This is a genomic window from Novosphingobium sp. Fuku2-ISO-50, from assembly GCF_001519055.1.
GTDB lineage: Bacteria > Pseudomonadota > Alphaproteobacteria > Sphingomonadales > Sphingomonadaceae > Novosphingobium.
Genome location: NZ_KQ954300.1, coordinates 1 through 14689, shown reverse-complemented (window position 1 = coordinate 14689; position 14689 = coordinate 1). Strand labels below are relative to the sequence as shown.

Annotated in this window: 11 protein-coding genes and 1 tRNA gene; 5 read left to right on the top strand and 7 right to left on the bottom strand. The window is 61.2% G+C overall.

All coding sequences use genetic code 11. The annotated features are described in order from the left end of the window. Nucleotide 1: 1 nt before the first annotated feature. The 5 genes from aspS to AQZ50_RS16540 all read left to right on the top strand — a co-directional run bounded on the left by aspS (nucleotide 2) and on the right by AQZ50_RS16540 (nucleotide 5314). Nucleotides 2–1786, top strand: coding sequence for an aspartate--tRNA ligase (aspS, locus tag AQZ50_RS16560; protein WP_067747921.1), 1785 nt, complete (start codon nucleotides 2–4; stop codon nucleotides 1784–1786). Nucleotides 1787–1910: 124 nt separating this feature from the next. Next, the gene (locus AQZ50_RS16555) at nucleotides 1911–2147 is read left to right on the top strand and encodes an acyl carrier protein (protein WP_008071537.1); all 237 of its coding nucleotides are present in this window, start codon (nucleotides 1911–1913) and stop codon (nucleotides 2145–2147) included. 135 nt (nucleotides 2148–2282) lie between these two features. Next, nucleotides 2283–3539 (top strand): beta-ketoacyl-ACP synthase II, encoded by a 1257-nt coding sequence (fabF, locus tag AQZ50_RS16550; protein ID WP_067747919.1) that lies wholly within the window; start codon nucleotides 2283–2285, stop codon nucleotides 3537–3539. Between the two features lie 46 nt (nucleotides 3540–3585). Next, a complete protein-coding gene (gene mltG / locus AQZ50_RS16545) occupies nucleotides 3586–4599 on the top strand; it encodes an endolytic transglycosylase MltG (RefSeq protein ID WP_067748029.1) in 1014 nt (337 codons plus the stop codon). 184 nt (nucleotides 4600–4783) lie between these two features. Continuing rightward, nucleotides 4784–5314, top strand: coding sequence for a 2'-5' RNA ligase family protein (locus AQZ50_RS16540; protein ID WP_067747917.1), 531 nt, complete (start codon nucleotides 4784–4786; stop codon nucleotides 5312–5314). Here AQZ50_RS16540 and AQZ50_RS16535 read toward each other — a convergent pair whose 3' ends face one another. The 7 genes from AQZ50_RS16535 to AQZ50_RS16505 all read right to left on the bottom strand — a co-directional run bounded on the left by AQZ50_RS16535 (nucleotide 5315) and on the right by AQZ50_RS16505 (nucleotide 14637). After that, nucleotides 5315–5770, bottom strand: coding sequence for a metallopeptidase family protein (locus tag AQZ50_RS16535; protein WP_231730357.1), 456 nt, complete (start codon nucleotides 5768–5770; stop codon nucleotides 5315–5317). A 163-nt stretch (nucleotides 5771–5933) separates the two neighbouring features. Further along, nucleotides 5934–9005, bottom strand: a complete 3072-nt coding sequence (locus tag AQZ50_RS16530; protein WP_067748025.1) for a type I restriction endonuclease subunit R — start codon at nucleotides 9003–9005, stop codon at nucleotides 5934–5936. A 9-nt stretch (nucleotides 9006–9014) separates the two neighbouring features. Next, the gene (locus AQZ50_RS16525) at nucleotides 9015–9869 is read right to left on the bottom strand and encodes a hypothetical protein (protein WP_067747914.1); all 855 of its coding nucleotides are present in this window, start codon (nucleotides 9867–9869) and stop codon (nucleotides 9015–9017) included. Continuing rightward, nucleotides 9866–11128 (bottom strand): restriction endonuclease subunit S, encoded by a 1263-nt coding sequence (locus tag AQZ50_RS16520; RefSeq protein WP_067747912.1) that lies wholly within the window; start codon nucleotides 11126–11128, stop codon nucleotides 9866–9868. The genes AQZ50_RS16525 and AQZ50_RS16520 overlap by 4 nt, the downstream gene beginning before the upstream one ends. Then, a complete protein-coding gene (locus AQZ50_RS16515; protein WP_197412534.1) occupies nucleotides 11125–13377 on the bottom strand; it encodes a type I restriction-modification system subunit M in 2253 nt (750 codons plus the stop codon). The genes AQZ50_RS16520 and AQZ50_RS16515 overlap by 4 nt, the downstream gene beginning before the upstream one ends. 288 nt (nucleotides 13378–13665) lie before the next feature. Beyond that, nucleotides 13666–13740 (bottom strand) — tRNA-Thr (locus AQZ50_RS16510). Nucleotides 13741–13764: 24 nt separating this feature from the next. Then, nucleotides 13765–14637, bottom strand: a complete 873-nt coding sequence (locus AQZ50_RS16505) for a hypothetical protein (RefSeq protein ID WP_067747909.1) — start codon at nucleotides 14635–14637, stop codon at nucleotides 13765–13767. Between the last annotated feature and the right edge of the window lie 52 nt (nucleotides 14638–14689).

Here is a 14689-nt window from a genome sequence, read left to right as displayed (position 1 = left end):
AATGCATCCCTATCGTTCCCACACTTGCGGTGCCCTGACGCTCGAAGCAGTCGGCCAGACCGTCCGTCTGTCGGGTTGGGTGCATCGCAGGCGCGATCACGGCGGCGTCCTGTTCGTCGATTTGCGCGATCATTACGGCCTGACGCAGATCGTCGCCGATTCCGACAGCCCCGCGCTGGCGATTCTCGAAGGGTTGCGCGTCGAAAGCGTCGTGACGATCGACGGCGTGGTCAAGGCGCGCGCCGATGCGACGGTCAATCCGAATCTGGCCACCGGCGCGATCGAAGTCTATGCGCGCGCCGCCACGGTGCTGTCGGCGGCGGACGAGCTGCCCATGCCGGTCGCCGGCGAGCAGGAATATCCCGAAGACATCCGCTTGCGCTATCGTTTCCTCGATCTGCGCCGCGATACGCTTCATGCCAATATCGTGCGGCGGACAAAGGTCATCTCGTCGATGCGTCGGCGCATGGAAGCGGTGGGCTTCACGGAATATTCGACCCCGATCCTGACCGCGTCGAGCCCCGAAGGCGCCCGCGATTTCCTCGTGCCCAGCCGCATCCATCCGGGCAAGTTCTACGCGCTGCCGCAGGCGCCGCAGCAGTACAAGCAGTTGCTGATGGTCGCCGGATTCGACCGCTATTTCCAGATCGCGCCGTGTTTTCGCGACGAAGATCCGCGCGCCGACCGCCTGCCGGGCGAATTCTATCAGCTCGATCTCGAAATGAGTTTTGTCACCCAGGAAGAAATCTGGGAGACGATGGAGCCGGTGATCGGCGCGATTTTCGAAGAATTTGCCGATGGCCGCGCGGTGACGCCTTCGGGCCAGTTTCCGCGCATCGCCTATGACGAGGCGATGCTCAAATACGGCTCGGACAAGCCGGATCTGCGCAACCCGCTGATCATCACCGACGTGTCGCATCATTTCGCCAAGTCCGGCTTTGGCCTGTTCGAACGAATCATCGGCGGCGGCGGCGTCGTGCGCGCCATTCCGGCGCCCGGAACGGCGGACAAGAGCCGCAAGTTCTTTGACGACATGAACGAATGGGCCCGCGCCGAAGGCCATGCCGGGCTCGGCTATGTCACGCGCAAGGGCGGCGATTTCGGCGGTCCGATTGCCAAGAATCACGGCATCGAGGGCATGGAGGCGATCTACGCCGAACTGGGGCTGGGCGCTGACGACGGCCTGTTCTTTGCCGCGGGCAAGCCCGATCAGGCGGCCAAGCTGGCGGGCCACGCGCGCAATCGCGTCGCCGATCAGCTCGGCCTGATCGAACAGGGCGCGTTCCGCCTGTGCTGGATCGTCGATTTCCCGTTCTACGAATGGGACGAAGACGCCAGGAAAGTCGAATTCGCGCATAACCCGTTCTCGATGCCGCAAGGCGGGATCGACGCGCTGAACACCATGGATCCTTTGAAGATCAAGGCGTTTCAGTACGACCTCGTGTGCAACGGCTTTGAAATCGCGTCGGGTTCGATCCGCAATCAAAGCCCCGAGACGATGGTCCGCGCCTTTGAACTCGTCGGATTGACCAAACAGGATGTCGAGGATCGCTTTGGCGGGCTCTATCGCGCGTTCCAATATGGCGCGCCGCCGCACGGCGGGATGGCCGCAGGGGTCGATCGTATCGTCATGCTGGTCTGCGGTGCGCAGAATTTGCGCGAAATTTCGCTGTTTCCGATGAATCAGCGCGCCGAAGACCTGTTGATGGGCGCGCCCGCGCCGGCCGCTCTGCAACAGATGCGCGAGCTGTCGATTCGCGTCGTCGAGCCCCAGAAAAACGCATGAATTCCGTAGCCGGTCGCGCTTCTTGCGCAGGTCCGGCGTCTCCCACTTGCCAGCGGCGCTTGCGGCCATTAGGGCGATGCGCTGAACGGTCAAACCACCTGTTTCGTCTGAAGGGACACATCGAATGAGCGATACCGCCGACCGCGTTAAGAAGATCGTTGTCGAGCACCTCGGGGTCGAGGCCGACAAGGTCACTGAAGACGCCAGCTTCATCGACGATCTTGGCGCCGATTCGCTCGACATCGTCGAGCTGGTGATGGCGTTTGAAGAAGAATTCGGTGTCGAGATCCCCGACGACGCGGCGGAAAAGATCGCCACGGTCGCCGATGCGATCAAGTACATCGACGAAAACAAGGGCTGATCACCCTGAACTCCCCCATTCTTGTCGGCTGAAGCTTGCCGGGACACGGTCCCGGCGGGTGCCGCAAGGTGGGGGTGCAAAGGCAGGCTCGGCCCATGCAGGGCTGGGCCTGTTTCTTTTTTTCCGGAGAAAACAATGCGTCGTGTCGTTGTCACCGGCCTTGGCCTGGTCACCCCGCTGGGAGCAGATGTCGAAACTGCCTGGGCAAACATCCTTGCCGGCAAATCGGGCGCGGGGCCCATCACCAGATTCGATGCCAGCGACCAGAAATGCCGCATTGCCTGCGAGGTAAAGCCGGCGGATCATGCATACGGCTTTGATCCCAATCGCCGTGTCGATCACAAGGTTCAGCGTCAGGTCGATCCGTTCATCATCTATGGCATCGATGCCGCAAGCCAGGCGCTTGAGGATGCGGGCCTCGTCGACATGGACGAAGCGCTCAAGCTGCGCACCGGCTGCTCGATCGGTTCGGGCATCGGCGGGCTGCCCGGAATCGAGAGCGAATCGATCGTGCTGCACGAAAAGGGGCCGGGGCGCGTTTCTCCGCACTTCGTTCACGGACGGCTGATCAATCTCATTTCGGGGCAGGTGAGCATCAAGTACGGGCTGATGGGGCCGAACCATGCGGTGGTCACGGCCTGTTCGACCGGGGCGCATTCGATCGGCGATGCCGCGCGGATGATCCGGGACGACGATGCCGACGTGATGCTGGCAGGCGGATCCGAATCGACGATCAATCCGCTCGGCGTGGCCGGGTTTGCCCAGGCGCGCGCGCTCAACTGCTCGTACAACGATCGCCCCGAACAGGCCAGCCGCCCCTATGACCGGGATCGCGACGGCTTTGTGATGGGTGAAGGCGCCGGGGTGGTCGTGCTCGAAGAGTATGAACATGCCAAGGCGCGCGGGGCCAAGATCTATGCCGAAGTGGTCGGCTATGGCCTGTCGGGCGATGCCTATCACGTGACCGCGCCGCATCCCGAGGGCAAGGGCGCCGAACTGTCGATGCGGATGGCGATGCGCAAGGCCGGGATGGAGCCGGGCGACATCGATTATGTCAATGCGCATGGCACCTCGACAATGGCCGACACGATCGAACTCGCCGCGGTCAAGCGCGTGCTGGGCGACGATCTGAGCGGCGCTTCGATGAGCAGCACCAAATCGGCCATCGGGCACTTGCTCGGCGGCGCGGGCGCGGTCGAGACGATTTTCTGCATTCTGGCCATTCGTGATCAGATCGTGCCGCCCACGCTCAATCTCGACAATCCGAGCGAAGGCTGCGAAGGTGTCGATCTGGTTCCGCTCGTGGCGAAAAAGCGCAAGGTGCGTGCGGCGCTCAACAATTCGTTCGGGTTTGGCGGCACAAACGCCAGCCTGATCGTCAAGGCGCTCTGATCCGGTCCAGCGGGACCGGACGGGGCGGCGCAACAATGGCAAAATGATGGCGCAGGGTCGCAACCGGCGAAAGGGCGTATTCGCCCGCAAGAGCAGGACGCAATGGGTGCTGATCGCGGTGCTCGCGCTGGTGCTCGGCTATGGCGTGCATTTCCTGTGGGGCTGGTACGGGCCGGGGCCTTTGGCCCGCCAGGCCTCGTTCATCGTCTCCGAAGGCGCCGGCATGGTCAGCGTGTCCCAGGAACTCGAAGCCGAAGGCGCGGTTGCCTCGGCCTCGACGTTCCGCGCGCGGGCGCGCCTGCTCGGCCATGCCGGGGGGCTGAAAGCGGGCGAATTCATTCTTCCCCCCCATGTCAGCGGCGCGCAGATCCTGGCCATTCTGCAAGGCCGCGAAGGCGTCATGCTGCGGCTGTTCACCGTGCCCGAAGGCATGCCCTCGGTGCTCGTCCATGAAAAGCTGATGGCGCAGCCGCTGTTGACCGGGCCGGCGCCGATGCCCGCCGAGGGCACGATCCTGCCCAACAGCTATGATTATCAGCGCGGCGAGCCCCGCGCCGCCGTGATCGCGCGCATGCAAAAGGCGATGCAGACCACGCTTGCCGATTTGTGGGCCAAACGCAGCCCGCGCACGGTGGCCAAGACTCCGCAAGAAGCGATCATCCTGGCCTCGATCGTCGAAAAGGAAACCGGCAAGCCGTCTGAACGCCGGATGGTCGCCGGGCTCTATTCGAACCGGCTGAAACAGGGCATGAAGCTTCAGGCGGACCCGACGATTATCTATCCGATCACGCAGGGCCGCCCGATCGGTCGGCGCATCCGCGAATCCGAAATTCACGCGGTCAACGGCTACAACACCTACAGCATGGTCGGCCTGCCCAAGGGGCCGATCACCAATCCGGGGCGCGACAGCATCGCCGCCGTGCTCAATCCGGCCGATACCAAGGCGCTCTATATGGTCGCCGACGGCACCGGCGGGCATGTCTTTGCCGATACGCTCGATCAGCATAATGCCAATGTCGCCAAATGGTTCGCCCTCCGCCGCGCGCGCGGAGAGATGTGATCGCGCGCCCGGTGCTGCGCCGCGTTAACGATTCGCTAGGTGTTTATCCGCTAAGGATGTTCCCGCAAGGCGACGCCAACCTTTGGTTAGTCCTTACGAGCGGGAACATTACGACCTTCGCCGAAATCTCCATCCACGGCTTTCCGGCCCGGCCGAGTGTTCCCGCCCACCTTCGCACCATCCCATGACAATAGCCGACCGCACGCCGCATATCGTGCTCGCGGTCCTGCCCGACGCGCTTCAGGCCCGGCTCGACGCCTTGCGCCGCGCGCATTACCCGCCGGAGCGGAACCGTGTCTCTGCGCATTGCACGCTGTTCCACGCGGTCCCCGGCATGGTCGCTGCCGAACTCGCCGCCACTCTGGCCCGCCTGACCGCAATGACACCGCCCCCGCGCGCGCGCATCGACCGCATCATCGACCTCGACGGTGGCACCGCGCTCGCGCTGATCAGCGCCGACCTCGCCGAGATTCGCGAAACGCTCGCCGACCATTTCCACGGCCTGCTAACTGGCGGCGATGCCGTCCCCCCACGTTTTCACATCACCGTGCAAAACAAGGTCGACCGCCGCACCGCCCACATCCTGCAGTCCGGGCTCGCCGCCACCTGGCGCGCCACAGACACCCCCATCCCCGCCATCGCCGTCCACCGCGTCATAGACGGCGCCTGGCACCCGGTCGGCACCTGGCGCTTCCGCGGGGGCGGGAGGGGATGATCACGATTCGTCCTCGATGCGGTGCATGTCTGCATCCGACAGGCCAAAATGATGGCCGACTTCATGAACGATCACATGGGTGACCATGTCGTTGATCGACACACCCCGCCGATGGCATTCGGCAAGTATCGGACGGCGAAACAGCGAGATGATGCTGGGCATTTCGCCCGTCGACCAGATCGACTGCTGACCGAAAGGCCGACCGTGATACAGCCCGAGCAGCGCCCACGGGTCTGACAGCCCGACAGCGCGCAACATTTCGCTGTCGGCAAAATCCTGCACCCGGAAAACCACATCGCCCAGATGATCGCGGAATATTGGCGGCAAAGCGCGGACGGCCCGATGCGCCAGATGTTCCAGCGCAGCAGCATCCGGGGTATGGATCAGGTGGTTGCTCATGCCCACGATATGGGGTGCCCACCGCAAATTGAAACAGGGCGCCAGCGTGTCCGCCATCTTGCAGACGTCCTCAAACATCTATTTGCAAACACGGGTAATCCCAAGGCCCGCAAAAGCGGCATTTTGTCTGCTTATAGCCCTTAAGCGGAGCGCGGAAATTCGCGCTGTAATCGAGAGAGTGCCCCAGGTTGTCAGCGTCAGATGATACCAATCCGATTGATCACTCGGTTTCTTCGCCCCGAATGCGCTCATACACCTCACGGGCAAGGTGATCCTGCGCCGCCGTCCTGAACTGCTTGTCGCTCATCACACGGTTGAAAATCTCGTCGTTGCCTTCCATCCGTTGAATGAACAGGTCGTCGAGGATGCGGCTGAAATATGCCGAGAAGTTCGACAGGTTGTTGGCCTGCGCCGCTTCGACCACCTTTTCGTTGTTCTCGGCTGTGGCGCGGACCTGATCGAAAAAGAACTGGTCTGCCTCGGTGAAATCGGTGCCGAACTTCTCGTTGAGTGTGTCCACCAGCGTCGATAGCGCAACGTCGATGTCTTTTTCCCGCGCCGTGCCGACATCGGTTGGCCCTTTCAGCGGGTCGGCTTCGCCGTCGGTTAGGTCGATGGTGCCTTCGCTGACCTGCTGGAGCCGGAAGAACTTGAGCGCCACGTCATCGTCGAGCGTGAACTTGGTGCCGTCACCGGGTCGGGGCAGCTTGGGTGCCAGATTACGCAGGAAGGCATAGAGCTGCTCAAGCCCATCATCGAAATACGGCATGATCTGCGACAGGAAGGTATAGAGGTTGCAGAAGGCCGTAAGCTGGCCGCGAAACTCTTCCTGCACCGGCTCATCAAGGTTCTTGAAGCGTTCAACCGAGCGGTCGAGCACGGCGTTCATGATCCGGTGATCCTGCCCAGTCGGCTCGCGCCGCTTCTTGAACCAGACCTCGGAAAACTCGGTGATGTCGGCTGGCGTGAAGACGGCGGGTTGCAGCAGCTTGTTGTGCAGTTCGTTGAGCTTGTGCGGATCGGCATTTTCGCCGACCGGCGTCGCCTCGTAATAGGGCTTGAACGCCTTGAAGATGTCGGCTTCCTCGTTCTTGAAATCGAGGACGAAGGTTTTCTTCTTGCCCGGCGCGGTGCGATTGAGCCGTGACAGCGTTTGCACCGCCTGCACACCGGCCAGCTTTTTCACCACATACATCGTCTGGAGCAGCGGCTGGTCGAACCCTGTCTGATATTTCTCCGCCACGATCAGCACGCGGTAATCATCGCCGCCGAACCGTTCCGGCAGCTCCCGCTCCGATAGGCCATCATTCATGCCAACTTCGGTGAACGACGTGCCGGGTGCGTCAGGGTCTTCCACCGTGCCGGAGAAGGCCACCAGCGCCCGGATGCCATGATAACCACGCTCGCGGATATAGGCGTCGAAGGCTTGTTTGTATTTCACGGCGGCCAGCCGCGACCCGGTCACGACCATGGCTTTCGCCCGACCACCCAGCTCGTGCATGACCTTCAATCGGAAGTGCTCGACAATCACTCTGACGATCTGCCCGACGTTGACCGGGTGCAGTTCCAGATACTGGCCCAGCGCCTTTGCAGCCGCCTTCTTGGGCACATTCGGATCGCCCTCGACCTGTTTCACCAGCCCGAAGAACCGCTTGTAGGTGGTGTAGTTCTCCAGAACATCGAGAATGAAGTTCTCTTGGATGGCCTGCCGCATCGTATATTCGTGGAACGGTGACGCGCCACTTGGTCCCGGCTCGTCAAACACCGCGTTGGTTTTGAACTTGGGCGTCGCTGTGAAGGCGAAGAAACTCAAGTTGGGCTGGCGGGCGCGCTGTAGCACTTCCTGCCTGATAGCCGCTTTGGCGGCGTCAGAGAGGTCATCGTCTTCCACCTCGTCAATCTGGCTGGCGATGGCGTCAGCAATGCCATCCTTGTTCAGGATGCCTTTCAACGCCTTCACGGTCTCGCCGGACTGGCTGCTATGCGCTTCGTCCACGATCACCGCGAAACGCCGGTTGCGGGTTTCCAGCGCCAGCGTTTCGCCCTTGCCTTCCATCGTCTTGATGGCTTGGCTAATGAAGGGGAACTTTTGGATGGTCGAGATGATGACCGGCGTGCCGTTCGACAGCGCGCGGGCGAGCTGCTGCGTATTTTCGTCGATCTTCTCGACCACGCCGGTCTTGTGCTCGAACTGATAGATGGTGTTCTGCAACTGCTGGTCGAGAACGCGCCGGTCGGTGATGACGACGACCGAATGGAACACCTTCTCGTCATTGGCATCATGCAGCGAGGCCAGCCGGTGCGCCAGCCATGCGATGCTGTTCGATTTGCCAGAGCCAGCCGAGTGCTGGATCAGATAGTTGTGCCCGGCCCCATGGCGGCGCGTATGGCTGACCAGCCGCCGCACCGCATCAATCTGGTGATAGCGCGGAAAAATCATCCGTTCGCTTCGCACGACGCGAGAGCCACTTGGCGTTTGCACCGTCCGTTCGGTGATCTCCAGATGCATGAAACGCTGGAGAATATCGAGCAGGCTATCAGCCGCCAGCACCTCATCCCACAGGTAATGTGTTTTCCAGTTTCCCTCGACAGGCGGATTGCCCGCGCCGAAGTTGTGGCCCCGGTTGAATGGCAGGAAGAAGGTCTCGCTACCCTTCAACTCGGTTGCCATCCACACTTCGTCGGGATCGACCGCGAAATGCACCAGTGCGCGTTCCTTGAACTTGAACAGCAGGTCGCGCCCGTCGCGGTCGGTCATGTATTGCTTGCAGGCATCCTCGGCGCGCTGGTGGGTCAGCGGGTTTTTCAGCTCCGCCGTCACCACCGGCAGGCCGTTGATGGCGATCACCACGTCGATGATGCACTTCCGCTTGCCGCCGTCCGGGCGCTTGAGCACTTCGGAGACAAACTCGACCTGCCGGGTGATGGTCAGTCGGTTGGCGGTATAGCGCGCCGCCGCCTCGGGGTTCATGCCGGAGTTGGGTTGGAAATAGGCGAGGCGCAGGGTCTTGCCATAACACTTGAAGCCGTGGCGCAGCACACCAAGCGCGCCCTTGCTGGTAAGCTCCTTGGTCAGGCTGTCGAGCACCGTAGCGGCGGTGCGATCCTTGAGCATCGCCTCCAGACTATCCCAGCGCGCAGGCTGGCTGGCCCGGATGAAGGCGATTACCTCATCGGGGAACAGTGCCAAGGCCGCGTCATAGGTCTTGGGATCGCCCTTGGCGTAGCGTTTGGTTTGAAGCAGCCCATATTCGATGGCGCGTTCAAAATCGGTTTCGGTGTGACCTGCCATCATGCGCTCTTATATCAAGGGCCAAATCTTATAGTTCTTGATCTGCTTGTCAGTTGCCAGATAACCAAAAAACAGCTCATAATGGCCATATAGCGCGATTATTTCCCCGCCGTGGCCTCCTTCTCGCGACAGGGTGGAGAAAATATCCGCCAGCCAGCGAACCATAGTCAGCGTGTAAAGTCTGCCATACGTTTGTGCCCATTTTGTCATTCCAGTTCGCCATGACGCCGTCAAAACATCGTTCATGGGCTTTCCTGTTTCATCGACATGGAGAACGAACACGCTGTGACCAACGAACGCATCGACCATTTCAGCATTGTGCCGAATGACCGCTTCACGAGCCGTGCCGCGCACGTGTTTTGCCAAAATCGGCTCGACCACGTCCGTCCACCACTTGTTCACGGGTTCTTTCCCGGCATCGAACGCCGGATTGCCGATGGCCTCGAAGTTCGCATAGCGGCCCTTGCGAGCATCAGCGAAGGCATCGAGACAGTCCACCACCGCCCAACAGATGGGATCAGTCGGCTTGGGGAAATCGAGTTGAAGGCCGCGATTGGTGCTGATCTGTTCAGCCCTGTCGCACAGATCGCGGATTTTATGGCCGAACTTGCGCACCTCATTCTGTCCCGGCAGGGCACCGGCATTGTCCATGGCAAAATCGGCCACGAGGATCAGTTTGGCCAGCCGCTCAATGCCTACCGACAGGCCAAAGAAGGCCGTGTAATATTCCCCCAACCCGCTGCCATAGCTAGCGCGGCCCAAGGCGGTGGTGCCGGAGCCGATAAGCTGGCGCACCAGCGACGCTTCACGGTGGATGGCCTGCCATTCGGGCAGATCGAATGGATCACTCCCTCCCGCGCTCATCGCAGTGCCTCGATCTGGCCGGTCACAGCGGCGGTAATCAGCGCCGAGCGATATTCGGTCAACTTGCCCATCGAGGTTTTGACATCGTCCGCCACACGGTCCAGCCGCGCCAACTGGATATGGACGGCATCCGCTATTTCCTCCTGTTCGCCCGCAGGCGGAATGGGAACAGCAAAGTCCTTGATCGCATATATCGTGAGCTGGTTGATCGTTGAGGTCATGAACCTACCAGATTGGTATGCAAACAACTCCGAGTTGAGGACAAGGTGGATGAAGCGGTGCATGGGCGTTCGGTAGACTGTCATGAAGGCCCCGAATGTCTCACCCGCATATTCATCTGTAATGACCGCATTTTTGCCAATCAAAGCACGGCTACCATTTCGGGAGCAGATCAGAATGTCACCGGTTCGCACGATCAGGTCATCCGGCACGTCGGCCTGAACAAAGACGTTGTCGCCCCATGCGAGCTTGCCATTTTGAACATTTGAAGATCGCAGAACCAGCTTTCCTTCGCCTTCGTTTACGACGTCAAAAGGCGAATATGTGAGGCCCAAGATCGTATCGCCGACGAACTTCAACCGCTTGACATCCCAATGGGCGGGGATTTGGCCGAGCCAGTCGATGCCGCTGTCTTTCATGGGCGCGGCGGGGTTCAGGCCCTTGGTAACGGCCTGTGTGATGATCGCCTGCCGCTTCTCGGCCAGCCGCTCCAGCAGCGCCTGCTTGCGGGCTATCAGCCCGTCGATCTGTGCCGTTTTCTCATCCAGAAACGAGGCGATGCGGCGTTGGGTGTCGATTGGTGGGCACAATGCCTTTTCGGACTTGAGGTCTTGTTGGCTAAGGTTCGGCTGTCCGCCGCCGACAGAAACGGAAATCAGCTCTGCACGTCGATGCCAGAGCCAATAGAACAAAAAGCGGTTGTCGAACTTGTCGGACCTCTCGAAAACGCAGCAGGCTTGGTTGCAGGTCGCCGGGACTGTAGAAATCCCGAGACGACCGATTGTTGCCCCATACATAGCCATGAAGACCGAGTTTGGTGCGTAAGTCCGGAGCGTAGTGAAGTCATTCAAAGCCATCGGTGTGACTTTGTTTGAAGTGCGCTCGATATAGGTTTCGCGCAGTTCGGAGGTAGTGATCCAAGGCGTTCCGATTTCGTTATCGTAATAGTCCGCGTTGCCGGATGTTGGTGTCGTGCCGCTCCCAATCCGGTGATATGCATGGGCCAGCTTCCAGCTTTCCCAACCTGCGCTCGCCGTCACGCCACCAGCCCCTTCAACATCTCGGCAATCTCGCCTTCGAGCTTGGTGATGTCGGTTTCGATGTCGGCCAGCGGGCGCGGTGGCTTGTAGACGTAGAAGTGGCGATTGATGGGGATTTCATAGCCCACCTTGGTCTTGGCATAATCGACCCAGGCATCGGGCACATGCGGCAGGACTTCGGCACGAATATAGTCGTCGATCACGCCGCGCATGGTGGCGACCAAATCATCATTCGGGCTGTCCGGCCCAAAGAACATGGGCAGCCTTGCGCCGCGATGGGCAGCGTTCTCCGGCTCGTTGATGGCGCGGGCAAAGGCATCGGGCAAATCGGGATAGGCAGGCAACGGGATATTCTCGGTATCGCGCAACTCGCTATCCGGCTCGGGACGGCCCTTGCTGTCACGGCAGATTTCAGCCTGCGGATCACGCTCGCCCAGCGCAGCGAAGATCGCCTTCTTGATCGGGCCGGGCACTTTGCGTCCGAACCGCTTGGCGGCGCGGTCGAGGTCGGCCTCGAAGCCGTCCCGGTCCATGTAGCGGCCCCCAAATGGACCAGCGCCCTCCAGCGAGGCAACGATGTCGCGGATGACCTGTTGTTCCTCGCGGCCCTCCGCTTCCTCCCGCGCCGCCGCCGCTTCATCCTTGCGCTTCTTGGAAACGGCGAGGCTGGCAAAGGCCGACTGATCGTCGAGCCGGGCGATGCGCTCCGGCGTCGCCTCGAAGTTCAGGCGAAGCGGGCGCTCCACCGTGACCTTGAGGAAGCCAAACTCATGGTTCTGAAAAATCCGGCTGACAACGCGCTCTTCCGGCTGGCCGTCGATGGTGACAACGGCGGTCTCGCCATCCTTGTTGTTGCCATAGAGCCGGGTCAGCTCGGCAATCTGATCGTCGCCGGGCGCGTCGCTGATCTCGTTGCGCTTGTTGTTCAGGCTCTTCCTCATCTTGCGAAAGAAGCGCGTGCCGTCGATCAACTGCACTTTGCCCCGGCGTTCGGCAGCCTTCCGGTTGGTGACAAGCCAGATGTAGGTGAAGATGCCGGTGTTATAGAAAAGCTGGTCGGGCATGGCGACGATGGCGTCGAGCCAGTCATTCTCGATAATCCAGCGCCGGATGTTCGACGGGCCAGACCCGGCATCACCACTGAACAGCGGGGAGCCGTTGAAGATGATGGCGATTTTGGAACCCTCACCGCCGTATGCGGGCGCGGGGTGCATTTTGGAAATCATGTGCTGGAGGAACAGCAGCGATCCGTCGTTGATCGCGGGCAGGCCCGCGCCGAAGCGACCCGAGAAGCCCAGCTCTGCGTGTTCCTTGGCGACGACCTTTTGCTGGTCTTTCCATTCCACGCCGAACGGCGGGTTGGCCAGCATGTAGTGGAACTGCCGGTCGGCAAAGCCGTCGCGGGTTTTGCCGTCGCCCAGCGTGTCGCCAAGCACGATATGATCGGTTTCTTCGTCCTTGATGAGCATATCGGCGCAGCAGATCGCCCAGCTCTCATCATTATATTCCTGCCCGAACAGGGCGAGGTTGGCCGATTGGTTGCCCCGCATGATGGTCTCTTCGGAAACCGATAACATGCCACCCGTGCCGCAGGTGGGATCGTAAATCTCTTTGTAGACGCCGGGCTTATAGACGTCCTCTTCACCCGTGTAGATCAGGCTGGTCATCAACCGGATGACCTCACGCGGGGTGAAGTGATCCCCGGCTTCCTCGTTCGCCTGCTCATTGAAGCGCATGACGAGGTGCTCGAAGACATACCCCATCTGGATGTTGTCGATCTTGTCGGGATGAAGATCAATCTCGGCCATGGCCTTTACAATGTTGAAAAGCCGGTTGCTGGCATCCAGCTTCTCAATCTGCTCGCCGAACTTGAACTTGTCGAAAATTGTGCGGGCCGTGGCGGAAAACCCGTTGATGTAGGAAACGAGGTTGGGCGCGATGTTCTCGCTATCGCCGAGCAGCTTGGCGAAGGTGAACGGGCTGACGTTGTAAAGCGGCTGCTTGCGGTCGGGATCGACGATCTTGGTCAGCAGGCGCGGAATGGCCTTTTCCGCCATGCCCGCCGCGACAAGCCGGTCATGCTCCTTGACCACGGCTTCCTTGGTCGGCTCCAGCACGCAATCTAGCCGCCGCAGCACGATCATGGGCAGCATCACCAGCCGATATTGCGGCGGGCGATAGGGGCCGCGCAGCCGGTTGGCGATTTCCCAAATCTTCCCGGAGATCTCTTTGTGCTGTTCGGTAAGCAAGACATTCCCCATCAATGACTTTCCGCTCGCTCCATGCCAAGCCAGCGAAGATATGTCACTCGCGCAGTCTGCGTTTATATCGTGGTATTGTCCGGAGACATCGCGCCTTTGCCATGCAGTTGGCGCATCGCCGCCATGACTTGTGCCAGATAGGTCGGATCGATCGGCGCGGCTGGTCGGGTGTCTTCCAAGCCCCGGATCAATTCCGCCTGCCGCTCGAAGGCTGCGCCAGCAGAAGCAGGGCCCCGGATCTGCCGGACGTTGGCAAGAAGCTGTGCGGAGGGCCCATGGTGCCGGATGAGGGATTTGAACCCCCGACCTTCGGTTTACAAAACCGCTGCACTACCACTGTGCTAATCCGGCGCATGGAACGCTGCGCGCATAGCCTTATTGGGCGCCAAAGGTCCAGCCCTCGGTTGCAGCAATTTTTTCGGTCATGGTGGATGGGTGCCACAGCGCGCGGTCATGCGCGGCGCGGCGGAGCCAGGCGGCGGTGATCAGGGCGTCGCTGGTGTGATCGTCGATGGGGCCGGTGTGGCCATAGGGGCGGCTGTCGAGAGCGGCCAGCGCGGTGTCGAGTTCGGCGCCGGTGCGGATCTTGGATCGGGCGGCGCTGCGTCCGGCGGCGATGGCGGCGATCGTGGTGTAGATTTCGCAGAGCACCGCGCCGGTCCGGGGCAGGGGATCGATCGGCCAGACGGGGATGCGGGCGTTCAGGCGATGGAGCACGCGCATGCCGGTCAGGCTCGATTTGCCGACTTGCGCCGCGCCGACCAGATTGAAATTCGATGTGGGTTTGCAGCCCATCGCTTCCTGCGCGTGCTCGGTCATGCGCATGCGGCCCCGGCCTTTGGGATACAAATCGCCCTGACGCGCGCCGTGGCGGCGGAAATGGCGGGCGACATCGTCGTGATCGACGAAGCTGGTGACCGACAGGTGCGCGTCGGCGGCGGCGATCGAATCGACCATGGCCCATAGCGCGCGGGCGTCGGCGGGGGTTTGGTCCCAGCCGGGGAAGTAGGCGCCGATGTCGGCGAACGGGAGCGAAATGCCGAGATCCATGCCGACCAGCGTGTCAGCGGGCAGATCATCGCGCAGCCAGGCCAGCACGTCTGCGCGCGACCAGACATGGGCGGGGCGGACGAGGCGGGGGACTTCGTGTCCTTCGCCGCACAGTGCGACGGCGATTCCGCGCTGGCGCTCGCCGATGGCGCCGGACCAGTCGATCGCGGCGAAATGGCGGAAACGGGGCGGGGTCATGGCTCCTCGCCCTTGGATATGATTTTGTCTTTAGAGAAACATCCGCTCATCC

What these genes read in the sequence shown, in the direction of transcription:
- AQZ50_RS16540 (WP_067747917.1), top strand. Translation starts at nt 4,784, where the DNA reads ATGACAATAGCCGACCGCACGCCGCATATCGTGCTCGCGGTCCTGCCC.
- AQZ50_RS16505 (WP_067747909.1), bottom strand. Translation starts at nt 14,637, where the DNA reads ATGACCCCGCCCCGTTTCCGCCATTTCGCCGCGATCGACTGGTCCGGC.
- AQZ50_RS16555 (WP_008071537.1), top strand. Translation starts at nt 1,911, where the DNA reads ATGAGCGATACCGCCGACCGCGTTAAGAAGATCGTTGTCGAGCACCTC.
- fabF (WP_067747919.1), top strand. Translation starts at nt 2,283, where the DNA reads ATGCGTCGTGTCGTTGTCACCGGCCTTGGCCTGGTCACCCCGCTGGGA.
- AQZ50_RS16530 (WP_067748025.1), bottom strand. Translation starts at nt 9,005, where the DNA reads ATGGCAGGTCACACCGAAACCGATTTTGAACGCGCCATCGAATATGGG.
- AQZ50_RS16525 (WP_067747914.1), bottom strand. Translation starts at nt 9,869, where the DNA reads ATGAGCGCGGGAGGGAGTGATCCATTCGATCTGCCCGAATGGCAGGCC.
- aspS (WP_067747921.1), top strand. Translation starts at nt 2, where the DNA reads ATGCATCCCTATCGTTCCCACACTTGCGGTGCCCTGACGCTCGAAGCA.
- AQZ50_RS16535 (WP_231730357.1), bottom strand. Translation starts at nt 5,770, where the DNA reads ATGGCGGACACGCTGGCGCCCTGTTTCAATTTGCGGTGGGCACCCCAT.
- mltG (WP_067748029.1), top strand. Translation starts at nt 3,586, where the DNA reads ATGGCGCAGGGTCGCAACCGGCGAAAGGGCGTATTCGCCCGCAAGAGC.